The sequence below is a fragment of the Blautia sp. AM47-4 genome (genome assembly GCF_003479865.1).
Taxonomy (GTDB): Bacteria; Bacillota; Clostridia; order Lachnospirales; family Lachnospiraceae; genus Fusicatenibacter; species Fusicatenibacter saccharivorans.
In genome coordinates, this window is the sequence record NZ_QUHY01000021.1 from 35,641 (window position 1) to 59,383 (window position 23,743).

The window sequence follows — 23,743 nt, forward strand, 5'->3', positions numbered from 1 at the left end:
TCCGTTGGCTGGAAGAGAATATCCATTAGAGAGAACCAGAAACATTGGTATTATGGCTCACATCGATGCAGGTAAAACAACCCTGACCGAGCGTATCCTGTACTATACCGGTGTTAACTACAAGATTGGTGATACTCACGAAGGAACTGCTACCATGGACTGGATGGAACAGGAGCAGGAGCGTGGTATCACAATTACTTCAGCTGCTACAACCTGCCACTGGACTCTGGAAGAGAACTGCAAGCCGAAACCGGGCGCTCTTGAGCACCGTATCAACATCATTGATACCCCAGGCCACGTTGACTTTACCGTAGAGGTAGAGCGTTCTCTTCGTGTACTGGACGGCGCTGTCGGCGTGTTCTGTGCAAAAGGTGGTGTGGAGCCTCAGTCTGAGAACGTATGGCGTCAGGCTGATACCTACAACGTACCGCGTATGGCATTCATCAACAAGATGGACATCCTTGGTGCTGACTTCTACAACGCTGTAGATCAGATCAAGACCAGACTTGGTAAAAATGCTATCTGCCTTCAGCTTCCAATTGGTAAGGAAGATGAATTCAAGGGAATTATCGATCTGTTCGAGATGAAAGCTTACATCTACAACGACGATAAGGGCGATGATATCTCCATCGTTGATATCCCGGAAGATATGAAAGAAGACGCTGAGCTGTATCACACCGAGCTGGTAGAGAAAATCTGCGAGCTGGATGATGAGCTGATGATGCGTTATCTGGATGATGATATCCCGTCTGTAGACGAGATGAAAGCAGTTCTGCGTAAAGCTACCTGCGAGTGTACAGCTGTACCGGTATGCTGCGGTTCTGCATACAGAAACAAAGGTGTTCAGAAACTCCTGGATGCGATCCTTGAGTACATGCCGGCTCCGACCGATATCCCGCCAATCGAGGGTACCGATCTGGACGGAAACCCGATCGTAAGACATTCTTCCGATGAGGAGCCGTTCTCCGCACTGGCATTCAAGATTATGACAGACCCATTCGTTGGTAAACTGGCATACTTCCGTGTGTATTCAGGAACCATGAACTCCGGTTCTTACGTACTGAATGCAACAAAAGATAAAAAAGAGCGTGTTGGACGTATCCTTCAGATGCATGCAAACAAACGTATGGAGCTGGACAAAGTTTACTCCGGTGACATCGCAGCTGCAATCGGATTCAAGTTCACCACCACAGGTGATACTATCTGCGACGAGCAGCATCCGGTAATCCTTGAGTCTATGGAGTTCCCGGAGCCGGTTATCGAGCTGGCTATCGAGCCTAAGACAAAAGCAGGCCAGGGCAAACTGGGCGAGTCCCTTGCAAAACTGGCTGAGGAGGATCCGACCTTCCGTGCACACACCAATCAGGAAACTGGTCAGACCATCATCGCTGGTATGGGTGAGCTGCATCTGGAAATCATCGTTGACCGTCTGCTTCGTGAATTCAAAGTAGAGGCTAACGTAGGTGCTCCGCAGGTGCATACAAAGAGACCATTACCAAACCGGCAGACATCGACAGCAAATATGCAAAACAGTCTGGTGGACGTGGACAGTATGGTCACTGTAAAGTTAAATTCGAGCCTATGGATGCAAACGGCGAAGAGATTTACAAATTCGAGTCTACCGTTGTCGGTGGAGCTATTCCGAAAGAGTATATCCCGGCTGTAGGCGAAGGTATCGAAGAGGCTATGAAAGCCGGTATCCTGGGAGGCTTCCCGGTAGTCGGTGTTCATGCAAATGTATACGACGGATCTTATCATGAGGTCGATTCTTCTGAGATGGCATTCCACATTGCTGGTTCTCTGGCATTCAAGGAAGCTATGCAGAAGGGTGCTCCGGTTCTTCTTGAGCCTATCATGAAAGTCGAAGTTTCCACTCCGGAAGATTACATGGGTGATGTTATCGGTGATATCAACTCCCGTCGTGGTCGTATCGAGGGTATGGATGACATCGGCGGCGGAAAGATGATCCGTGGATTCGTACCGCTGGCTGAAATGTTCGGTTACGCAACAGACCTTCGTTCTAAAACTCAGGGACGTGGTAACTACTCCATGTTCTTTGATAAATACGAGCAGGTTCCGAAAAACGTACAGGAAAAAGTTCTGTCTGCAAAAGCAAAATAATGTAAGAAAAATAATCGGGTGTGCAGCTGTCAAAGGCTGCACAGCCTAAAAGTATTATTTTTCTGAGATTTCCCTTGCAAATAAGACGGAAATGCAATATAATCAGACTTAGCAGGTTTACGATTCAGGTGGGTTCCTGCCACCAATTTAGTCTCAAAAAAGCCCACTGGGCGCAATTTTAAGGAGGACATTTTAAAATGGCTAAAGCTAAATTTGAAAGAACAAAACCGCATTGTAACATTGGTACCATCGGCCACGTTGACCATGGTAAAACAACTCTGACCGCAGCTATCACAAAAGTACTTTCTACCAGAGTAGAAGGAAACACTGCTGAGAACTTCGAAGATATCGATAAAGCTCCGGAAGAGAGAGAGCGTGGTATCACAATCTCTACTGCACACGTTGAGTATCAGACAGAGAAAAGACACTATGCACACGTTGACTGCCCAGGCCATGCTGACTATGTAAAGAACATGATCACTGGTGCTGCACAGATGGACGGAGCTATCCTTGTAGTAGCTGCTACAGACGGTGTTATGGCTCAGACAAAAGAGCACATCCTTCTGTCCCGTCAGGTAGGTGTACCTTACATCGTTGTATTCATGAACAAATGCGATATGGTAGACGACGAAGAGCTGCTTGAGCTGGTAGACATGGAGATCCGTGAGCTGCTGAACGAGTATGACTTCCCGGGAGATGACACTCCGATCATCCAGGGTTCTGCTCTGAAAGCTCTGGAAGATCCGGCTGGCCCATGGGGAGATAAAATCATGGAGCTTATGGATGCAGTAGATAGCTGGATCCCGGATCCGCAGCGTGACACAGATAAAGACTTCATCATGCCTGTAGAGGATGTATTCACCATCACTGGTCGTGGTACTGTTGCTACTGGCCGTGTTGAGGCTGGTGTTCTTCATCTGAATGAGGAAGTTGAAATCGCAGGTCTGAAAGAAGAGACCAAGAAAACTGTTGTAACTGGTATCGAGATGTTCCGTAAACTCCTCGATGAGGCTCAGGCTGGTGATAACATCGGTGCTCTGCTTCGTGGTGTTCAGAGAACAGAGATCGAAAGAGGACAGGTTCTGGCTAAACCAGGTACCGTTCACTGCCATACCAAATTTACCGCTCAGGTATACGTTCTGACAAAAGACGAGGGTGGCCGTCATACTCCATTCTTCAACAACTATCGTCCGCAGTTCTACTTCCGTACAACTGACGTAACAGGTGTTATCACTCTTCCGGAAGGAACTGAGATGTGCATGCCTGGCGATAACGTAGAGATGACCATCGAACTGATCCACCCGATCGCTATGGATCAGGGTCTTACCTTCGCTATCCGTGAGGGTGGCCGTACCGTTGGATCAGGCCGTGTTGCTACTCTGATCGACTAATTTCGGTTATCTATGAGCAGTGCAAATTCGGAGAGTAATGACCGGTGGGAGCTTGCTCACACAAGGGCATTAGTCGGAGAATTTATAGGGCGACAGCCCGACCGAGATGGAGCGAAGCGAAATCGAGGAAAGCACTGCGGGAAATAAAATATAATTGTATCGAAAGATACTTGTGCTCAAACGTAAGAGACCCCGGCGCCGTAAGGCGGCCGGGGTTTTTCTGTTTTTAACCAAAAGAAACTTATCATATATAGCAGGATATGATATAATTTTTATTAGTTGAAATAAAAGAGAAGAAGAAAGGAAAAAAGATGGACTACTTGGAGGCAATTGATGAAACCTCTTATTTATCAGTACCGAGTGCAATGGAGAGAACTGCTGCAGTGCGTGGGAATTGTACCGGATAACATTTCTTCCCTGGTACATGCGTTTGGAATTCGTTTGAAAAAACAGGAGATATGGCATCCTGCATATGAAGCCTTTTGCCGATGCAGGGAACCGTATGTGCTTACCATGGAAAATCTGAAGGGTATTACAGAAGTACAGCCTGTCGGAACGTGTGTATACATTGTGGAAAACGAAATGGTATTCAGCTATCTTATGGAACAGGTGCAGGGAAAGAATGTGTCGCTGCTGTGTACGTCGGGACAGCCGCGGTATGCAGCATTAAAACTGATTTCGTTGATCGTACAGAGTGGGATTCCCATTTACTACAGTGGAGGTCTTGACCCGGATGGGATTGGAATTGCCGACAGACTCTGGCAGCGGTTCGGAAACAGAATCCAATTCTTTGGAATGTCACCAGAGGATTACCGGAACAGTCTTTCAAAAGAAGTATTTGGAGAGAATGGCAGAAAAAAACTGGAACACATTTGGCACCCGTTATTAAGAGAAACGGCGGAACTGGTAAGGAAAACAGGAAAAGCGGGATATCAGGAAAATACTTTAAAAGAGCTTTCCGAGAAGCTTGTCGGATGTGATCAAAACCAGAATCTGTAAAATACGAATTGTGAATGATGGGAAAAGATAGAACAGAAAGGATTTTACCAGCATGATTACAAAGGCGGACATCAAACAGGAGACGAATTCTGTATCATATAACCGTGGAAAAAAGATCTATGAAGAACAGAAAGTGCATGCTTTTCAGGTACAGGAAATGGAGGATATTTTCGGATATCAACTGCATAAAATTACAGCTGTCGTAGACGGAAGCGGAAAAAATATGTATTGTGTCAGCGTTTCTGTAGATGAAGAAATGTCTGAAATTATGGAAGATGATTGTGATTGTCCGGCACATGAGCAGTACTGGGGATTGTGCAAACATTGTGTCGCTGTTTTGCTGTACTATCTTGAATGGCGGAAAAAAGAGAGAAAAAAACTGGAAGAAAAAGTGAGAAATGACGAAGAACATCAGGAACTGGAGCAGCTTCTTCGTGCTGTCGGCGTGAAAAAAGGAATGGAAGAATTCCAGGGAGAACATAAAATTGTCAGAAAAGTAGTAAAACCAACACCAAAAGCAGAGACGAGCCCCGGTTTTTCTGAACTGCTTTCACATTATGCGATGCGGGATCAGGTTGCTTTTCTGCCGAAAGCAAAAGCAGGTCAGGTTAAACTGGAAATTCATCTGGAGAGCCAGTTTGACGATTCCTTTCGGGCAGAATTTAAAATCGGAAGCAAAAGGATGTATGTATTAAAAAGTGTTTCAAAAATGACAGCAGCTGTAAAAAATATGGAAACGGTCAGCTACGGTGCACAGCTTTCTTTTTTGCACTGTATGGATGCTTTTGAAGAAGAAAGCCGTCCGATGGTAGAATTTCTGAGCGCATATACCATGGAACGCGGCTCATGCTATCAGATAGGTACCGGCAGCTATGCGTCCTGCTTTGATGACCGTTATGTGATGATTTCTGTGCAGAATATGGATGAATTTTTTGAGGCTGTTGGCAGCCAGGAGTTCTTTTGTCGTACGAACTGGAGAGAAGAAAAACTGTGGCACTGCCAGGAGGGGATGCCACAGTATGAAATGAAGCTTTTACGGAAAGCAGATGGCCTAAAGGTACAGATGTACGCGGATCCCATTTTTTATGGCAGAAAATATTTGTATTTTCTTTCAGAAAAAAATACAATTTACCGAATCCCAAGGGAAGAGATAGCAGAAGTCTGCGACTTCCTGGAATATATGGAGCGATGTCCGGACGGAGTCTGTGAAATTGCAAAAGAAGATATCCCGACCTTCTGCCAGGGACTTCTTCCGGTGTTGGAGGAACATTTTAAGGTAAAAAAAGAAGAAAAGCTGGAATTACAGCAGTATCTTCCGCCGCAGGTGGAATTTCAGATTTATCTGGATGCGCCGCAGCATGATATGATTACCTGCGAACTTCTGGCTGTCTATGGCGAGAAAAAATACAATGTTTTTGCAGATGCAAACGATATCCATCAGCTTTCCCATGGCCGTGATGTACGGAAAGAAGCGGCGGCAAACCAGCTCGTTCGATCCTGTTTCAGTGCCTATGATGCGCGGAAACATCAGATGCTTCTCCAGGGAGCCGATGAGATGTATGAGTTTTTAAGCAGCGGTATGGAAGATCTGCAGAAACTGGGCGAAATTTTTGTTTCTGACCGGTTAAAAGCGATCCGTGTCATCCCGTCCCCGAAAGTTTCTGTCGGTGTATCCCTCGCAGAAAATGTACTGGAACTTCATTTGAATCCGGGCAATTTTGGCATGGAGGAACTGGCAGAGATTCTTTCAAAATATGACCGGAAAAAGAAATTTTACCGCCTGAGGACCGGTGAATTTATGGATATGGACGAGGACGGTATCCGCGTTCTCTCGGAACTGCGGGAAAATCTGCAGATCTCCGAGGCAAAGCTGAAGAGCGGCGAGATCACAATTCCGAAATACCGAGCACTCTACCTCGATACCCGTTTAAAAGAGCAGGATGATCTTCAGGTTGAGAAAAACCGCGAGTTCCGTATGCTGATCCGAAATATGAAAACTGCAGAGGAGAACGATTTTGAACTTCCGGACAATCTGCAGGCACAGCTCCGTGAATATCAGAAAACAGGATTCTGGTGGCTGAAAACCTTATGCCAGAACGGCTTTGGCGGTATTCTGGCGGATGATATGGGACTTGGAAAGACGCTGCAGACCATCGCCTTTCTCTTATCTGAAATGCAGGAAGCACCCGAAGATGCAAATCGTCGTTCTTTGATCGTTGCACCGGCATCTCTCGTCTATAACTGGGAGAGCGAATGTGCCCGCTTTGCTCCGGAGCTGCAGACGAGACTCGTCGCCGGCACACAGGAACAGAGGAAAGAGATGATCCAAAATGCCGGTATGCAGGATATTTTGATTACCTCGTACGATTTGCTCCGCCGCGATATCGAACTGTATCAGGATCTCCCGTTCTTCTGCGAGATCATTGATGAGGCGCAGTTCATCAAAAATCACGCAACGCAGGGAGCAAAAGCTGTGAAAACGATCCATGCATCGTTCCGCCTGGCATTAACCGGAACACCGGTAGAAAACCAGTTAAGTGAACTATGGAGCATCTTTGATTATCTGATGCCGGGATTCCTCTATGGATATCAGAAATTCCGCGAGCAGTTTGAACTTCCGATTGTGCGAAACGGCGACGAAGAAAGATTAGAACGTCTGCAAAAGATGATCCGTCCGTTTATTCTGCGCCGTCTGAAGAAGGAAGTGCTGAAGGATCTGCCGGATAAAATTGAGAAAAATATGGCTGCCTGCATGGAACAGAAGCAGAAGGAGCTGTATCATGCACATGCCCAGCGGCTGGCGCTTATGCTGCAGAACCAGACAGAGGAAGAATTTGCCGATTCCAGGTTCCAGGTGCTCTCTGAACTGACGCGGCTGCGTCAGCTCTGCTGTGATCCTGCGCTTGTTTACGAAAATTACGAAGGCGGTTCGGCAAAACTCGATCTCTGCATCGAGCTGATTCAGAGTGCCGTGGAATCCGGCCACAAAATCCTGCTGTTCTCCCAGTTCACTTCGATGATCGAGATCCTGACCGCGCGTCTGCAGGAAGAAAGCATCAGCTACTTTGTCCTGCAGGGAAGCACGAAAAAAGAGCAGCGTGCACAAATGGTGGAACAGTTCAACCGGGATGACACGTCTGTATTCTGTATTTCCCTAAAAGCAGGCGGAACCGGCCTGAACCTGACCGGCGCGGATATCGTCATCCATTACGATCCATGGTGGAATGTTGCAGTTGAAAATCAGGCGACAGACCGTGCACATCGTATTGGGCAGAAAAATGTTGTGACGGTATACAAATTGATTGCAAAAGGAACCATCGAGGAAAAAATCATCAAGCTTCAGCAGAGGAAAAAAGAGCTGGCGGAAGAGATCCTTTCCGGTGATGAAATTAAGACAGCATCCTTTCAGAGAGAGGAACTGCTTGAGCTTTTGGAAGAACGGTTCTGAAACCGCGAAAAGCAGAAAAAGATTTGATGTAAGGACGAAATGCAGCAGCAATGCAGGAAAATATAAAAGGGATACGTTTCTGTCATACCCTGAAAACGGGCGGACAGGAAACGTATCCCTTTTACAGTAATAGTCTATTCGAAACCAATCTTACAGAAGCTGAATATTCATCACATCCATCACCTCTCGTGTCTCCATCGGCCATACCGAGCACTGTACCTCTCCGATGTGCGCTTTGCGCAGGAAAAACATACAGATACGGGACTGTCCGATACCGCCGCCGATTGTCTGCGGGAGAGTGCCGTTCAGAATGGATTTCTGGAAGGGAAGCTTCGCGCGGGACTGGCATCCGCATTCCTTTAACTGAGCGCGGAGAGCATCTGCGTTGACGCGGATACCCATGGAGGAGAGCTCAAGAGCGATGTCAAGCACTGGATAATAAACGATCAGGTCGCCGTTTAAGGACCAGTCGTCGTAGTCCGGGGAACGTCCGTCCTGACGCTCTCCGGAAGCAAGCACGCCGCCGATCTGCATAATAAAGACAGCACCTTTTTCTTTGGTGATTGTATACTCTCTTTCCTTTGGAGTCAGATTCGGATAGCGATCCTCAAGTTCCTGGGAAGTGATAAAGAAAATTTCATCCGGCAGAATGGTTTCGATGTAGTCGTACTGGTCTGCCATATGTTTTTCCGTGTTTTTCAGTGCCTCATAGATATCTTTTACGGTACTCTTTAAGAAATCAAGATTGCGTTCTTCCGGGGACATGATTTTTTCCCAGTCCCACTGATCCACGTAAACGGAGTGAATGTTGTCGGTCACCTCGTCCTGGCGGATGGCGTTCATATCGGTGTAGATGCCTTCTCCCTCAGAGAAGCCGTATTTGTGAAGTGCGTACCGTTTCCATTTTGCCAGAGACTGAACAATTTCAGCGGTTTTCTTGGTACCCTGATCCTTTAACTCAAAAGAAACCGGGTGTTCTACGCCATTCAGATTGTCATTCAAGCCGGTTTCCGGCTGTACAAAAAGTGGAGCTGTTACACGGAGCAGATGCAGACGATGTGTCAGCTCATGCTGGAAATAATCCTTTACTGTTTTATCGCCACCTGTGTATCGTGGAGGTTTAATGCAGATTTGTAACCCTGCGGAATAATAATTTCTCCCATTACTTTAAAACCCTCTTGTTTTAGATTTGCTTTTCGAATCATGCCTTCTCAAAAAGCTTCAAATTTAGTTTACCATGTTTTCCCTGGAAAGCAAGGAAAAGATACGAAAAAACCAAAGATAGTAAAGAATTTTTTCGACATATTTTCCTTGCTGAATTTCTCCCCGGAAATACGAAATTTTCCGAAAATCAGAGCGCTTATGAAAGAGGCGGAATTATTCGGAAACCCACTGGCGCAGAAACGCTGCGGACTGTTCGATGAACGATAACTGATCCGGCGCATCGAAATGCTCGATGGCGAGATAACCGTCGTAATCGCACGCTTCTAAATCTGTAAGAAGCTTTGCCATCGGCAGATATCCCGTTCCGGCCGGTGTCTGGCCAAGGCCGCGGCAGAAACGTCCGTGAACGAGCGGACTTTCGGCACGATCCTTACAGTGAACATGGACAATATAATCCTTCAGAAGCCAGGCAGCATACGAAACATCCTCATCACTGAAAGCAAAATTTCCGATATCAAGCGTATACCGCAGCCCCGGCACGTGCTCCATAAACCAGAGCAGCGGATATGTGCGTGCAAACGGCTGTAAAAAACCGTCAAAGTCCTCTAAGGTAATCGTAACGCCACGCAAAGCCGCATATTCGGCGAGTGAGGAAAGCGCATGTACCATATTTTGAATCGATTTGTTTTCGGTCATAAAAGTACTCGTTGCCTCATAGGTGCTGCTGCAGGCTGCAAGCTCTGCCGCTTCGGCAGTTTCAAGCGCGCCTGCAACAAACAGGACACGCGAAACCTGCTGCGATGCCGCAGTATCGAGCATCTGCTGTGCTCTGCCAAGATCCGTATCATGGGAAAAATCAAAGGTTTCATGCATACAGCTGATCACCAGCCCCGCATCGGAAAGCATCGGGGCAATGACCTCTCTTTCTGATGCAAACAGACTGTAGTTCATCTCAACAGCCGAAATTCCCTGCTCCCTGCAGAACGCGAGCACTTCCGGAATCGTCTTACCGGACTGCTCACACGCCTGTAGAATGTGTTCGTAAAAAACGGAAAGCTTTCTCATATAACATTTCCTCCTGATTTATGCAATGTGTACGCAGATTCCATCCGTGTATTGCAGAACATTTTTGATCGTGAAATCAGACCCCTGTTTTGAAAAAATCAAACGGGATACAGATATCGGTAAACTGCAGCTGCTATTTTTGGTGTGAAGAAAGATACACTTCCTCCGTAGATGGATTCACCCATGCATTATCCAGTGGTGCCGGTCTTCGTACTACAGGAACGCACCAGCGTACCCCATTTTTGATAATCTTCTGAATCACCGGCATATGGTAAATGGGGTATTCCTCGTGTCCCGGCTGAAAATAGAAAATTTTGCCCAGCCCACGTGTAAAGGTGCATCCGCTGCGGAACACCTCACCGCCTGCAAACCATCCCGTAAATACCACATCATCCGGTTTGGGAATATCAAAAAACTCCCCATACATCTCTTCCTCCGGAATATCCACCCATGCCGGAATTCCCTGCGCGATCGGATGGGTCGGACACGTACAGAACAGTCTCTCACGATCCCCATGCCGCCACCGAAGCGTCATACTTGTTCCGAGAAGCTTCCGCATAATCTTGGAATAATGCCCTGAATGCAGAACTACCAGCCCCATTCCGGCCAGCACATGACGCCGAACCCGCTCGGCCACATCGTCCGAGAACTCCTCCTGCAGCATATGATTCCAGAACACCAGCACATCGGTATTTGCCAGCACTTCTTCCGTCAGCCCATGCTCCTTCTCGTCAAACACAGCCGTCCGAACCGAAAGCTCCTCCTCCTGTCCCAGAAACTTTGCAATACAGGTGTGAATCCCGTCCGGATAAATCTCTTTCACTTTCTCCTGCGTTCGCTCATGCTGAAACTCATTCCAGACCGTAACTCGTATCATTCGTCCATCCTCCTTCTATAAGAAAAAAATGTATCATTTTCAAAAAGTTATCGATAGCAAATCTTGAAAATAATGAAAAAAGCAGTCGTTCACACTCTGCGGTACTGAATTTTTGCGTTATTTTCTGACCTTACTATAAATTATACTCGTGCTATACCAATATTTCAATTCACAAATTCCTTGACATCCCCTCCGAAATCCCGTATACTAAACAATGCGCAGCCGGGGAGATAGCGGTGCCCTGTACCCGCAATCCGCTACAGCGGGGGTGATGCCAATCCGAGGGCTCTTTCATTGCGAAGCTGCCTTCTATAAGTGACGTTGACGTCTGGGTCTTACGCAACAGGACTCCATGAACCGTGTCAGGGCAGGAATGCAGCAGCACTAAGTGGAATCTCCTGTGTGCCGTGAGGGTGCCTGGGCCGAGTAGGCTGTAGGAGTAACGTTCGTGGTGAGAGTTCGAAGTGCGGCGCGCATAAAAAAGAAAATCCAAGGAAGCCTGAACCACAGACTTCCTTTTTTCGTACAAAAAATAGAAACTCCCGCGCTTTCTTCCCCCGAACTATTGTGAGAACGAAAAAAATAGGGTATAATGTAAACATTCCATAATACTGCCAAGAAACAAGAAGCAGTCGTGAAAATCTAATAAAGAACAGGATGGGAAAAGTCATATGTTAAGAATTGGTCTGTTAACAAGCGGCGGAGACTGCCAGGCATTAAATGCGACCATGCGCGGAGTCGTAAAAGGCCTTGCAAACAATGTAAAAGATCTCGAAGTATACGGATTCATGAACGGCTATAAAGGCCTCATCTACAGCGATTACCGCATGCTCAGTGCAAAAGATTTTTCCGGTATATTAACACAGGGAGGAACTATTCTCGGAACCTCACGTCAGCCGTTCAAGCTGATGCGTACCCCGGATGCAAACGGTCTGGACAAAGTGGAAGCAATGAAGCATACCTACCACAAGCTCCTTCTGGACTGCCTTGTCATTCTTGGCGGAAACGGAACCCAGAAAACAGCAAACCTCTTGAGAGAGGAAGGACTGAATATTATCCATCTTCCGAAAACCATCGATAATGATATCTACGGAACGGATATGACCTTCGGTTTCTACAGTGCCGTCAATATTGCATCCGATGCGATCGACTGCATCCATACAACAGCCTCCTCTCACCAGAGAGTTTTTATCGTAGAGGTTATGGGTCATAAAGTAGGCTGGCTGACGCTGTACGCCGGAATCGCAAGCGGCGCAGACGTTATCCTGATTCCGGAAATTCCATACGATATTGAAAAAGTATGCGAGGCCATCAACAGACGAAAAGAGCGCGGAAGCGGATTCACCATTCTTGCCGTTGCCGAGGGTGCAATTGCAAAAGAAGACGCAGCACTTCCGAAGAAAGAGCTGAAAAAACGTCAGGAAGAAATCGCAAAGAAATACCCGTCCGTATCCTACAAGATCGCAGAAGAGATCGAGGCAAAGACAGGCATGGAAATCCGCGTCACCGTACCGGGCCACATGCAGCGAGGCGGCAGCCCGTGTCCGTATGACCGTGTCCTTTCCACAAGACTCGGATCCGAGGCAGCACAGCTTATTCTGGACAAACAGTACGGCTACATGGTCGGAATGGTCAACGGAAAAGTAAAGAAAATTCCGCTGGGCGAGTGCGCCGGAAAATTAAAGACCGTAGATCCGAATGCACAGGAAGTCCTGCAGGCAAAACGGATGGGAATCAGCTTCGGCGATTGATGCGTTCCCGAAAAAAGGCAAGGAAAAAGAACGGAGGCCTTAAAGCAAGAAGAACAAGGTCTCCGTTCTTCTGTTGCACTGCTGTCCAAAAGAAACTGCCGGCGGCAGGCTTCCATGCCGATGCAATAAAAGGAGAAAAATTTTATGAGCTATACTGCTCTGTACCGAAAATTCCGTCCTTCCACCTTTGAGGATGTAAAAGGACAGGATCACATTGTAACAACATTAAAAAATCAGATCCGCGCGGACCGCATCGGTCATGCGTACCTGTTCTGCGGAACCCGCGGAACAGGAAAAACGACGATCGCCAAGATTCTCGCCCGCTCGGTCAACTGCGAACATCCCGTGGACGGAAGCCCGTGCAACGAATGTCCGACGTGTAAGGCGATTCTGGCGGGCGTTTCCACGAACGTCATCGAGATCGACGCGGCATCGAACAACGGTGTCGACAACATCCGTGAAATCCGTGAGGAGGTAGCCTACCGGCCGACACAGGGACGGTATAAAGTCTATATCATCGACGAGGTGCATATGCTTTCTACCGGAGCGTTCAATGCACTCTTAAAAACCCTGGAGGAGCCGCCGTCCTATGTCATCTTCATTCTGGCGACCACAGAGGCAAACAAAATCCCGGTGACGATCCTTTCCAGATGCCAGCGGTACGATTTCCGCCGCATCACGATCGACACCATTGCGGCGCGTCTTAGTGAACTGATGGAAAAAGAGGGCGTGGACGTCGAAGAAAAAGCCATCCGCTACGTCGCAAAGGCGGGCGACGGATCCATGCGAGACGCGTTAAGCCTCCTGGACCAGTGCATCGCCTTCTACCTCGGGCAGAAGCTGACGTACGATAAAGTCCTTGAGGTTCTCGGAACTGTTGATACCGAAATCTTCAGCCAGATGCTCCGCACGATCCTCGCCGGGGATGTAACGGGAAGCATCCGCACGCTGGAAACCCTTTTAAACCGCGGAAAAGAGCTGGGACAGTTCGTTACCGACTTTACGTGGTATCTGCGGAATCTGCTGTTGGTAAAAAGCGCAGATGAAACCGAAGAACTGCTCGACGTCTCTACAGAAAACCTGAAGCTCTTAAAAGAAGAGAGCACGATGGTAGACGATGAGACGCTGATCCACTATATCCGCGTTTTATCCGAGCTCTCCGGCCAGCTCCGCTATGCGGCGCAGAAGCGCGTGCTCGTTGAGGTGGCGCTCGTCAAACTCTGCAAACCGCAGATGGAGCAGAACCTCGAATCCGTGCTGGAGCGTCTTAGGATTCTCGAAGAAAAAATGGAGCGCGGAATCCCGATGATGGTGACAAATGCACCGGGAGCAGGAAACGGCAGTGCAGGAGGCTCCGGAGCGGCCGGAGACGGCTATGCGGCGGCAGAAACACCGCAGAGTGCACCGGCACCAGTGAAAGCCGCACCGGCGGATTTACAGCGCATCAGCGCGTCCTGGAAGGCAATTGTCGGCCAGACAAGCGGCATGTTCCGCCAGTTTCTGCAGAGCGCCGTTCCGAAATACAACAGCGAGACGGGCGACGCCAAACTGTTTGTTGAGTTTGCAGACCAGCTCGCATCCATCTACGTTGAGCGGCCGGAGGCAGCCGATGAGATCCGCACCATTATTGAACAGATGACTGGAAAAACCGTAGAGGTCCAGCTCATTTTAGCAGACCAGCATGCAAACGCCGCGCTCTCCACGATTTCCGTGGATGATGCACTGACGCAGGCGATTCATGGAATCCCGGTCGAGGAGGACGACGAGAGCGACTTCGACGACGGGGAAGAATAAATTAAAAACAAATTTTTCAGGAGGATATTACCATGGCAAAAAGAGGAGGATTCCCGGGAGGAATGCCGGGCAACATGAACAATCTGATGAAGCAGGCTCAGAAAATGCAGAAGCAGATGGAAGAGAACCAGAAAGCACTGGAGGAGAAAGAGTTCACTGCGACAGCAGGCGGCGGAGCCGTAGAAGTAACCATTTCCGGTAAAAAAGAAGTAACCAAAGTTAAAATCAGCGAAGATGCCGTAGATCCGGACGACGTAGAAATGCTCGAGGATCTGATCATGGCAGCAACCAACGAAGCACTGCGCAAAGTTGAGGACGAGGCAGCCAAAGCTATGGGCAAACTTGCCGGCGGACTCGGCAGCATGGGCGGAGGATTCCCGTTCTGATGGATTACTACAGCGGATACATCAATCAGTTGATCGAGCAGCTGTCCCATCTGCCTGGCATCGGTGTGAAAACCGCACAGCGACTGGCCTTTCATATTATGAATATGCCGGCCGACCAGGCAAAACGGCTGGCCGATTCGATCACAGAAGCAAAATCCCATGTCCAGTACTGTAAGTGCTGCCAGACCCTGACCGACAAAGAGCTGTGCCCGATCTGCGCAAATGTCAAGCGCGACCACAGCGTGATCATGGTGGTGGAGACGACGCAGGATCTTGCGGCATATGAAAAAACCGGAAAATACGACGGCGTTTACCACGTCCTGCACGGGGCCATCTCCCCGATGCTGGGGATTGGGCCGGACGACATCCGGTTAAAAGAGCTGATGCAGCGCCTCCAGGGCGATGTCTCGGAGGTTATCGTTGCCACGAACTCCAGCCTGGAGGGCGAGACAACGGCCATGTACATCAGCAAGCTGATCAAGCCGACCGGCATCAAGGTGACGCGGATTGCAAGCGGTGTTCCGGTGGGCGGCGATCTGGAAAATATTGACGAAGTCACCCTTCTGCGTGCGTTAGAGGGCAGAACGGAGCTGTAATTATGGGCAGAAAAAAAGTGACATCCAGTGATGTCGCAGCAGCCTCAGGCGTATCCCAGGCGACGGTCTCCATGATCCTGAACCGGCGGGAAAACGTTTCGTTCTCGCGGGAAACAGTAGAAAAAGTGGAGGCGGCGGCAAAAGAGCTGGGCTACCAGATTCCGCGGCGGAAGATGAGAAGAGAGTCGAACGGCAACAAGCTGATCGTCGTCTTCTGTCCGACGCTGACGAATCCTTACTATGTGATGCTGCTGCACGGCATCGAAGAAGTTGCAAAAGAGAAGAATTACGGGGTCTTTGTCTGCAATACGCAGAGGGACCTGAAAATCGAAGAGAATTATCTTCGGATGATGAAGAGTGTGCGCCCGCGCGGAATTATCTACACCTGCAATCCGAGCAGAAGCTGCAAGGAAAAAGTGGAGGAGCTGGCCGCGGAGATTCCGCTTGTCATCATCAACAACCGAGAAGAGCTGCTGGAAATTGATGCGGTCGAGCTGAACAATGCAAAACCCGGCAGGCTGATGGCACGCCACCTGCTGGAACTGGGACACCGGCATGTGGCGTTTGTTTCACCTCCGCTGACTTCCAAACAGGGCCAGCGCCTGAAACGCGTGGAGGGCTTTGTGCGCGAGTTTGAGGAGGCAGGATACGGCCACGGCGTGATCGTCAAATCGGCGGATGAGGACCTCGACGAGGTGATCCCGAGCATGGATTCTGAGTACAAGATGGGCTATTATCTGACGAAGGAACTGCTGCGGGAGGACAAGAACCTTACGGCAATCGTCGGCATGAATGATATGATCGCGTTCGGGATCATGGACGCCGTGCTCGAGAGCAAACTGCGCATTCCGGCGGATATTTCCGTAGTGGGATGTGACAACACCGTCTATTCCAGCTTCCGCTCGATTTCCCTGACGACGATTGACCACTATGTGCCATTGAAGGGCCGCGATGCGTGCGATATCATCCTGCGGAAAATCCAGTCTCTTCGGGAAAGCCAGGACGGCAATGAACCCTTAAGCACGTATCATGTCGAGTATGAGCCGAAACTGATCGTGCGGCGCAGCACTTCGTATGCAAGAACCGAAAAATTAAAAAATAAATAGGACGGCTGAAATTATTATTAATAATTTTGAATAAAACAGCTCCGACGCAAACCGGGAAAACACAAAGAAAAGGAAAAACCGGAAAAAATGAGAAAAAATCCGCCAGAGTAATTTATAAAATAGTATTTATAAATAATAAATTAATTAATAAAAATGAGGCCGACTTGACGGAAAAACCAAACATATCTATACTGGAGATAACAGAAAAACGGAGCCGTTCTGCGGAAAACAACAGGCCCCGAAACCTTACGAAAGTATGAATATGGGAGGAAAAACAACATGAGATTTTTCATCGACACAGCAAAAGTAGAGGACATTAAAAAAGCAAACGACATGGGCGTTATCTGCGGCGTTACCACCAACCCGTCCCTGATCGCAAAAGAAGGACGTGACTTCAAAGAGGTCATCAAAGAGATCACCGAGATCGTAGACGGACCGATCAGCGGCGAGGTAAAAGCTACCACAACAGATGCAGAAGGCATGATCAAAGAAGGCCGTGAGATCGCAGCCATCCATCCAAACATGGTTGTTAAAATCCCGATGACCGTAGAAGGACTCAAAGCTGTTAAAGTTCTGAGCGCAGAGGGCATCAAGACAAACGTAACCCTGATCTTCTCCGCAAACCAGGCACTTCTGGCTGCAAGAGCAGGTGCAACTTATGTTTCCCCATTCCTTGGAAGACTCGATGACATCAGCACCCGCGGCGTTGATCTGATCCGTGAAATCGTTGAGATCTTCGACGTAGCCGGCATCGACACCGAGATCATCGCAGCAAGTGTCCGCAACCCGATCCACGTAACCGACTGCGCACTGGCTGGTGCAGACATTGCAACTGTTCCATACAACGTAATCGTACAGATGACCAAACATCCTCTGACCGACGCCGGAATCGCAAAATTCCAGGCTGACTACAAAGCTGTATTCGGCGAATAAGACCTAAACATGATTGCATAAAAGCTGGAAATATGGTATTGTGAACAAAGTGAACAATAGCGATATTTCCAGCTTTTGATTCCGATTCAACTAAACAAGGAGAAAAGACATGAACAAGTTAGAACTTCAGAAGACGGCCAATGAGATCCGCAAAGGGATCGTCAGCGGCGTTCATGCAGCAAAGGCCGGCCATCCGGGCGGATCTCTGTCTGCAGCCGATATTTTCACGTATCTGTATTTTGAAGAAATGAACGTGGACCCGAAAAATCCAAAAGATCCGGACCGCGATCGTTTTGTACTTTCGAAAGGCCACACAGCGCCGGGACTGTATGCAGCACTGGCTGAAAAAGGTTATTTCCCGAAAGAAGATCTGCTGACCCTTCGCCATCTTGGATCTTATCTGCAGGGACATCCGGATATGAAACATATCCCGGGCGTTGATATGTCAAGCGGTTCCCTCGGACAGGGAATCTCCGCAGCAGTCGGAATGGCACTCGGTGCAAAACTGCAGAACAAAGCATTTCGTGTTTATACACTTCTTGGCGATGGTGAAATCCAGGAAGGTCAGGTCTGGGAGGCAGCCATGTTTGCCGGAGCAAAACATCTGGACAACCTCGTTGTGATCGTAGACAACAACGGACTTCAGATCGACGGAAACGTAGCAGATGTCAACAGTCCGTACCCGATCGACAAAAAATTCGAGGCATTCAACTTCCACGTAATCAACGTAGCGGACGGCAACGATTTCGATCAGCTGAAAGCTGCATTTGATGAGGCGCGCACCGTAACAGGCATGCGACCGCCATCATCACAAAGACCGTAAAAGGAAAAGGCGTTTCCTTCATGGAGAACCAGGTAGGCTGGCACGGAAAAGCTCCGAACGATGAAGAATACGCAATTGCTATGGCAGAACTGGAAAAGGCAGGTGAAGCGTTATGTCAGAAGTAAAGAAAATCGCAACAAGAGAAAGTTACGGTAATGCACTGGTTGAACTTGGCGCAGAGCATGACAATCTGATCGTACTCGACGCTGACCTTGCAGCAGCAACCAAGACTGGTGTGTTCAAAAAAGCATATCCGGACCGTCACATCGACTGTGGTATCGCAGAATGTAATATGATGGGAATCGCTGCCGGCCTTTCCACCACAGGCATCGTTCCGTTCGCAAGCACCTTCGCGATGTTTGCCGCAGGCCGTGCGTTTGAGCAGGTACGCAACTCCATCGGATACCCGCATCTGAACGTAAAAATCGGTGCTACCCATGCCGGAATTTCCGTAGGAGAAGACGGCGCAACACATCAGTGCAACGAGGATATCGCCCTGATGAGAACCATCCCGGGCATGGTCATCCTGAACCCGGCAGATGATGTAGAGGCAAAAGCCTGCGTGAAAGCAGCTTATGAATACAACGGACCGGTTTACCTTCGTTTCGGACGTCTGGCAGTGCCGGTGATCAACGACAGACCGGATTACAAATTTGAGCTCGGAAAAGGCGTTGTTCTCCGTGAAGGCAAGGATGTCACCATCGTTGCAACAGGCCTTTGCGTAAGCTCCGCTCTGGAAGCAGCAGAGAAACTTGCCGCAGACGGCATTGATGCCAAGATCATCAACATCCACACCATCAAACCGCTGGATGAGGAGCTGATCGTTGCAGCAGCAAAAGAGACCGGCAAAGTCGTAACCGTAGAAGAGCACTCGGTGATCGGAGGACTTGGAAGCGCAGTCTGCGATGCACTGGCAGAGAAATGCCCGGTTCCGGTGAAAAAAATCGGTGTACAGGACGTCTTCGGAGAGTCCGGCCCGGCAGCCGCTCTTCTTGCAAAATACAAACTCGACGGCGAGGGCGTTTACGAGCAGGTAAAAGAGTTCTGTAAATAAGATTTTTCGAAATAAATGACAAAAGAAAACAGGCAGAGGCCACACCGGAAAATGGTGCAGTCTCTGCCTGTTTTGCTGTCTGCAGTTTTTCTTAAAGCAGAAGTTCGCTTGTCCCGGCCGCCTCAAGTTCCCGGCAGGCGAGCAGGATTCCCTGCGAGATGGATTCCGCCATATGGAAAATCGTGGCAAGCCGGGTTGTCTGCAGAAGAAGCTGTTCAAAACTGCCCGATACATTCACAATGCCTGTGATAAAAATATCCCCGACCTCGGGCAGCGTCTTCCCTGCCCCCGCGCCCGGCCGGATCGCCCCGTTTCCGATCGTGATGTATCCCTGATGACGCCGCGAACCAAGCGAAGCATCAATCGCAACGAGCAGTGCCTCCGGGTGGCGGGAATGGATGTACGAAATCCGGTCCGGTAGATTCAGGGCGTGCACCGGGTCATCCAGCGTTCCATAGACATGAAAAATGCGGCTGCAGTACGGCGAAAGCTGGTACCCGATCAGCGGTCCTAAGGAATCCCCAGTGATCCGGTCGCTTCCGATGCAGAGAAATACCAGTTCACGGAACATGCGTCCGTCCTTTTGAATGCAGTAAGAAAACAGCGACGCCAGCTCTTCGCTGGCGCTGCGGCTTCGCTCATTGATGTAGTAAACTTCGGCGTCTTTTTTTCGAAACATGACCGGTACCTGCCTTTCAGAAGAATCATCCACAGTTTAACCGTATATGGTATAAACTATTCCTGCAATGAAAAAAACATGACATGCCCTCCGGTGCAGAAAAACGGGAAAACAGTCGGAAAAAACCGTGACAGCCCTGCCCCAAAACGATCTTTTTCGCGGAACATCCGTGATAAAGTAGGCAAAAAGGGGTGAAAAGCATGATTGAGATTGTCTATAAAGAAAACAAAGAGCAGGCGAACGGCAACGAGGGATACTTTCATCTGCCGAAAAATATCCGCCAGGTCGGTGATACGAACGGCAGGGAGCGGATTTATCTGGAAGATTATGTCGGAACCTTTCTGAAAAAATATTTTCCGCACCAGAGGGACGTGCCGCCATGCTGTTCGGTGAATTTAAGTGGGCGGACGGAATTTCCTACTTTTTTATCCGCAGCGCGGCCGCGATTCATACGATGGAGCCGGCGCCGGATCACCTGGTCTTCGATGATGCAGTATGGACGGAGGTCCACGATGTGATGGAAAAATATTTCAAAAACCAGCAGATCCTCGGCTGGGCACTTTCTCTTCCGGGATACGGGGAGGATCTGAATGAACAGATCATCCGAGCGCATCTGAACCACTTCGGCGGAAATGACAAGACGCTGTTCCGCGTCAACGGACAGGAAAAAGAGGAAACCTTCTATACGTACGAGGGCGGCACCCTGCGGAGCACGGGAGGCTTTTACATTTATTATGAAAAGAATGAGCCGATGCAGTCGTATCTGATCGATCAGAATCAGAACCGGTCGATCGAAAACGGAGAGAGCGTGCCCGACCGCGCTGTCAGCGATTTTCGGAAGATGATTGAGGAGAAGAGCGGGGAGGAGCCGGAACACGATCACAGAAAGCCGATCCTCTATGCGATGACAGCATGCGCGGCTGCGGCGCTTCTTGTGACGGTGACGCAGAAATACGGAGATGCGCTGCCGTTTCCGGGGAAAACAAAGGAGCAGACGGTAGCAGTGGCGGGAAACGTACAGGGAGAGAAGACACAGACGGCGGAGAGTGCAGCGGAAGCATCAGCGGCGGAAGAGGGAAACACAGGGGAAAATACTTCGACACCGGAAAGCACAGGAACGGAACTGGAAACGGAAAATGAGAGCGGGAGCGCGGCGGTAAGTGAGGAGCAGAATTTATCCGGAACGGATCCGGCAGGCAGCGGAGAGCAAAGCACATCCGGCGGGGAGCAGACTGGTGCAGCGGAGAACAATACCGGTACGGTGCAGACAGATCCAGCACCGGGAGCAGAGCCATCGTCCGCCCCGGGAACTGCTTCCGGCAGTGAGACGGCAGAAACCGCCGCGCAGGTCTGGCAGGAGTACACCGTACAGAAGGGGGACAGCCTCTCGAAAATCAGTGAGAGATATTACGGAACGATGAGCAGAGTGAAAGATATCTGCGAACTGAACCAGATCGCGGTGGAAGATCTCATATATGCGGGGCAGAAAATATACCTCCCAAAATAGAGAAAAATATGGTACACTAGAGCGGAATCAAACTGCGGCCGAAAGGGCGGCAGAAAATAAGTCCGAAAAGAACATAAGGGGAATGAAAATGGACGGAAAAAACAGAGAAGAACAGGAGAACGGAGCAAAAGTCCGGGATCTTGAGGAGTATAAAGCAGAAAACAGAAAAAGAAAACGCAGACGCCGGATCACCGTTGGAATCCTTGCAGGAGCCATTCTCGCGGCCGGAATTGGTACAGGGGTATGGCTTCAGCTGCGTACTTTTCAGGGATACGACACAGTACAGGCAACAGAGACCGAGGACACCGATACGTATATGTTTCAGAAATCCGGAAATAAGATCGTGCGCTACGGTATCGACGGCATCGAACTGCGCGACCGGGAAAATCAGACCCTCTGGAGCGATCATTATACCATGGAAAATCCGCAGATGATATCCTGCGGCGATGCAATTGCCATTTACGATAAAAACGGAACCAAAATTGTTGTATACGATGCCGATGGAAAGGCCGGCGAAATTACCGCGTCGTATCCGATCGTGAAAGCATCCGTTGCAGGCCAGGGCGTCGTTGCGGCGATTCTGGAAAACAACGGGGAGAGCTGGATCAAATACTATAATACCGATGGAACGGAGATCGCCTCCTCTCACCCGAACATGGACAGCCCGGGCTATCCGATGGATCTCTCACTTTCCGCGGACGGACTCTGGATGGCGGTTTCCTACGCTTACGAAGACGGCGGCAAGATGAAATCACAGGTCGCTTTCTACAATTTCGGAAGCAGGGGCGAGGATCTGGTGGACAATCTTGCAAGCTCATCGAGCTACACCGATATGCTGTGCCCGCAGATCGAAACCGCGGGAACATCCTCATGGGTTGCCTTCTTTGACAACGGCTTCCGCGTTTATGAAGGAACAAACAAGCCGAAGGAAACGGTGAGCGTATCGGAAGATGGAGAAATTTTAAGCTGCGCGTATGCGGACGACCGCGTGGTTCTGATTCTGCGCGGGGAGAGCGACGATCATCCTTACCGGATGAAAATCTACAATCTGAAAGGAAAGCAGCTTGCGGATGAAAATCTGGATTTCTATTACCAGAACCTTCAGATAGAAGAAAAACAGATTCTGCTGACGAACCGGCAGGAGCTGTGTGTATATACCTTAAATGGAAGAAAGAAGTACAGCGGCGTGGTCAGCGAAACACAGATTCACGAGATCCTCGGCATGGGGCAGAACCGGTATCTGCTCGCGGAGGAGGACGGCGTTTCGATGATCCGGCTGAAATAGGAGAAGAAAAACATGAATTGGCTGAGATACGTATTACTTGCGGTGTGTATTCTTTCCGCGCTGGCTGGATATCGAAAGGGGCTGGTCCGGACAGTGCTGTCCATGGTGTCCCTGATTCTGGTGACAGGACTGGCGATCTGGATGAATCCGTATGTAACGGATGTGCTGAATGAGCGGACAACGCTGCCGCAGTATGTGGAGAAGAAATGTTTAGAGACATTTGAAAACAATGAATTTCTGTCGGGGGAAAACCAGGATGTGCAGAAGAAATGGCTGGAGAGCATGGGCGTGCCGGAGGAGCTGGTGAACCAGATCCTCGGAAGCGGCGCGGTGCGGGAGTACCAGGAGGAACAGCTGCACAGTTTGGCATCCTACGCGGCGAAGGCGGTATCGGAAAAGATTATGAAAGGGATTGCTTTCTTTCTGACGCTGGTGCTTGCCGTTGTTTTCGTGACGATTGCGGTGAAAATTGTGGAATTGATTGCGGAGATTCCGGGGATCAGCTTTTTGAACCGCATGGGAGGAGCAGGACTTGGTGTCGTGCGTGCGGTGCTGTGGATCTGGATTTTCTTTGCGGTGGTGTACTGCTTTCAGGCGACACACTGGGGGAATGTATGCATGAAGCAGATCCAGGGCGATATGGCGCTGGCATGGATTCGGGAGAATAATCCGGTGCTGATGCTGTTGAAGAATGTATTATAAGATGAGAAAAAACGGTTCCTTGTGGGGCCGTTTTTTGGTGGGAGGGGGGACGAGGAAAATGC

Annotated in this window: 17 protein-coding genes, 1 other RNA gene and 3 pseudogenes; 16 read left to right on the top strand and 5 right to left on the bottom strand. The window is 49.3% G+C overall.

Annotation, left to right across the window (positions count from 1 at the left end; all coding sequences use genetic code 11):
- The first annotated feature begins 4 nt into the window (after nucleotides 1–4).
- The 4 genes and pseudogenes from fusA (at nucleotide 5) to DW965_RS13455 (ending at nucleotide 7,959) form a co-directional block, all read left to right on the top strand.
- Nucleotides 5–2,121: pseudogene (fusA, locus tag DW965_RS13440) on the top strand (elongation factor G).
- Between the two features lie 197 nt (nucleotides 2,122–2,318).
- Nucleotides 2,319–3,512, top strand: coding sequence for an elongation factor Tu (gene tuf / locus DW965_RS13445; RefSeq protein WP_022463261.1), 1,194 nt, complete (start codon nucleotides 2,319–2,321; stop codon nucleotides 3,510–3,512).
- A 333-nt stretch (nucleotides 3,513–3,845) separates the two neighbouring features.
- Nucleotides 3,846–4,511, top strand: coding sequence for a DUF2399 domain-containing protein (locus DW965_RS13450; RefSeq protein WP_118601389.1), 666 nt, complete (start codon nucleotides 3,846–3,848; stop codon nucleotides 4,509–4,511).
- A gap of 52 nt (nucleotides 4,512–4,563) precedes the next feature.
- Complete coding sequence (locus DW965_RS13455) at nucleotides 4,564–7,959, top strand: DEAD/DEAH box helicase (RefSeq protein WP_119198475.1); 3,396 nt, start codon at nucleotides 4,564–4,566, stop codon at nucleotides 7,957–7,959.
- A gap of 150 nt (nucleotides 7,960–8,109) precedes the next feature.
- On the opposite strand, the pseudogene asnA reads toward DW965_RS13455, so the two are convergent.
- The 3 genes and pseudogenes from asnA to DW965_RS13470 form a co-directional block, all read right to left on the bottom strand.
- A pseudogene (asnA, locus tag DW965_RS13460) lies at nucleotides 8,110–9,122 on the bottom strand (aspartate--ammonia ligase).
- 214 nt (nucleotides 9,123–9,336) lie between these two features.
- Entirely contained in the window at nucleotides 9,337–10,188 is an 852-nt protein-coding gene (locus tag DW965_RS13465; RefSeq protein WP_119198476.1) for a sugar phosphate isomerase/epimerase family protein, read from the bottom strand.
- A gap of 133 nt (nucleotides 10,189–10,321) precedes the next feature.
- Nucleotides 10,322–11,065, bottom strand: a complete 744-nt coding sequence (locus DW965_RS13470; RefSeq protein ID WP_117761712.1) for a ThuA domain-containing protein — start codon at nucleotides 11,063–11,065, stop codon at nucleotides 10,322–10,324.
- 214 nt (nucleotides 11,066–11,279) lie between these two features.
- Between DW965_RS13470 and ffs the strand changes: the two genes are divergently transcribed.
- The 9 genes and pseudogenes from ffs (at nucleotide 11,280) to DW965_RS13515 (ending at nucleotide 19,508) form a co-directional block, all read left to right on the top strand.
- Nucleotides 11,280–11,542, top strand: an RNA gene (ffs, locus tag DW965_RS13475) — signal recognition particle sRNA large type.
- A gap of 194 nt (nucleotides 11,543–11,736) precedes the next feature.
- Nucleotides 11,737–12,816, top strand: coding sequence for a 6-phosphofructokinase (locus DW965_RS13480; RefSeq protein WP_022463267.1), 1,080 nt, complete (start codon nucleotides 11,737–11,739; stop codon nucleotides 12,814–12,816).
- 144 nt (nucleotides 12,817–12,960) lie between these two features.
- Nucleotides 12,961–14,610: a DNA polymerase III subunit gamma/tau gene (gene dnaX, locus DW965_RS13485; RefSeq protein ID WP_055265662.1), complete on the top strand. Its 1,650-nt coding sequence runs from the start codon at nucleotides 12,961–12,963 to the stop codon at nucleotides 14,608–14,610.
- A 32-nt stretch (nucleotides 14,611–14,642) separates the two neighbouring features.
- A complete protein-coding gene (locus DW965_RS13490; protein WP_022463269.1) occupies nucleotides 14,643–14,996 on the top strand; it encodes a YbaB/EbfC family nucleoid-associated protein in 354 nt (117 codons plus the stop codon).
- Nucleotides 14,996–15,592, top strand: coding sequence for a recombination mediator RecR (recR, locus tag DW965_RS13495; RefSeq protein WP_022463270.1), 597 nt, complete (start codon nucleotides 14,996–14,998; stop codon nucleotides 15,590–15,592). The genes DW965_RS13490 and recR overlap by 1 nt, the downstream gene beginning before the upstream one ends.
- Before the next feature lie 2 nt (nucleotides 15,593–15,594).
- Nucleotides 15,595–16,698, top strand: coding sequence for a LacI family DNA-binding transcriptional regulator (locus tag DW965_RS13500; RefSeq protein WP_117761711.1), 1,104 nt, complete (start codon nucleotides 15,595–15,597; stop codon nucleotides 16,696–16,698).
- Nucleotides 16,699–16,977: 279 nt separating this feature from the next.
- Nucleotides 16,978–17,631, top strand: coding sequence for a fructose-6-phosphate aldolase (gene fsa / locus DW965_RS13505; protein ID WP_022463272.1), 654 nt, complete (start codon nucleotides 16,978–16,980; stop codon nucleotides 17,629–17,631).
- A gap of 109 nt (nucleotides 17,632–17,740) precedes the next feature.
- Nucleotides 17,741–18,579, top strand: a pseudogene (locus DW965_RS13510) (transketolase).
- On the top strand, nucleotides 18,567–19,508 hold the full coding sequence (locus tag DW965_RS13515; protein ID WP_055219295.1) for a transketolase family protein: 942 nt from the start codon (nucleotides 18,567–18,569) through the stop codon (nucleotides 19,506–19,508). Before DW965_RS13510 ends, DW965_RS13515 begins: the two are co-directional and overlap by 13 nt.
- 91 nt (nucleotides 19,509–19,599) lie before the next feature.
- Here the strand turns inward: DW965_RS13515 and yyaC are convergent, their stop codons facing one another.
- Both yyaC and DW965_RS13525 read right to left on the bottom strand, forming a co-directional pair.
- The gene (gene yyaC / locus DW965_RS13520) at nucleotides 19,600–20,187 is read right to left on the bottom strand and encodes a spore protease YyaC (RefSeq protein ID WP_055226856.1); all 588 of its coding nucleotides are present in this window, start codon (nucleotides 20,185–20,187) and stop codon (nucleotides 19,600–19,602) included.
- Between the two features lie 56 nt (nucleotides 20,188–20,243).
- Complete coding sequence (locus DW965_RS13525; RefSeq protein ID WP_119198477.1) at nucleotides 20,244–20,549, bottom strand: hypothetical protein; 306 nt, start codon at nucleotides 20,547–20,549, stop codon at nucleotides 20,244–20,246.
- Between the two features lie 17 nt (nucleotides 20,550–20,566).
- Here DW965_RS13525 and DW965_RS13530 point away from each other — a divergent pair, with 17 nt between their 5' ends.
- The 3 genes from DW965_RS13530 (at nucleotide 20,567) to DW965_RS13540 (ending at nucleotide 23,681) form a co-directional block, all read left to right on the top strand.
- On the top strand, nucleotides 20,567–21,694 hold the full coding sequence (locus DW965_RS13530) for a LysM peptidoglycan-binding domain-containing protein (RefSeq protein WP_243036637.1): 1,128 nt from the start codon (nucleotides 20,567–20,569) through the stop codon (nucleotides 21,692–21,694).
- An 88-nt stretch (nucleotides 21,695–21,782) separates the two neighbouring features.
- The gene (locus DW965_RS13535; RefSeq protein ID WP_055226860.1) at nucleotides 21,783–22,979 is read left to right on the top strand and encodes a DUF5711 family protein; all 1,197 of its coding nucleotides are present in this window, start codon (nucleotides 21,783–21,785) and stop codon (nucleotides 22,977–22,979) included.
- Between the two features lie 12 nt (nucleotides 22,980–22,991).
- The gene (locus tag DW965_RS13540) at nucleotides 22,992–23,681 is read left to right on the top strand and encodes a CvpA family protein (RefSeq protein ID WP_055265670.1); all 690 of its coding nucleotides are present in this window, start codon (nucleotides 22,992–22,994) and stop codon (nucleotides 23,679–23,681) included.
- The last annotated feature ends 62 nt before the right edge of the window (nucleotides 23,682–23,743 follow it).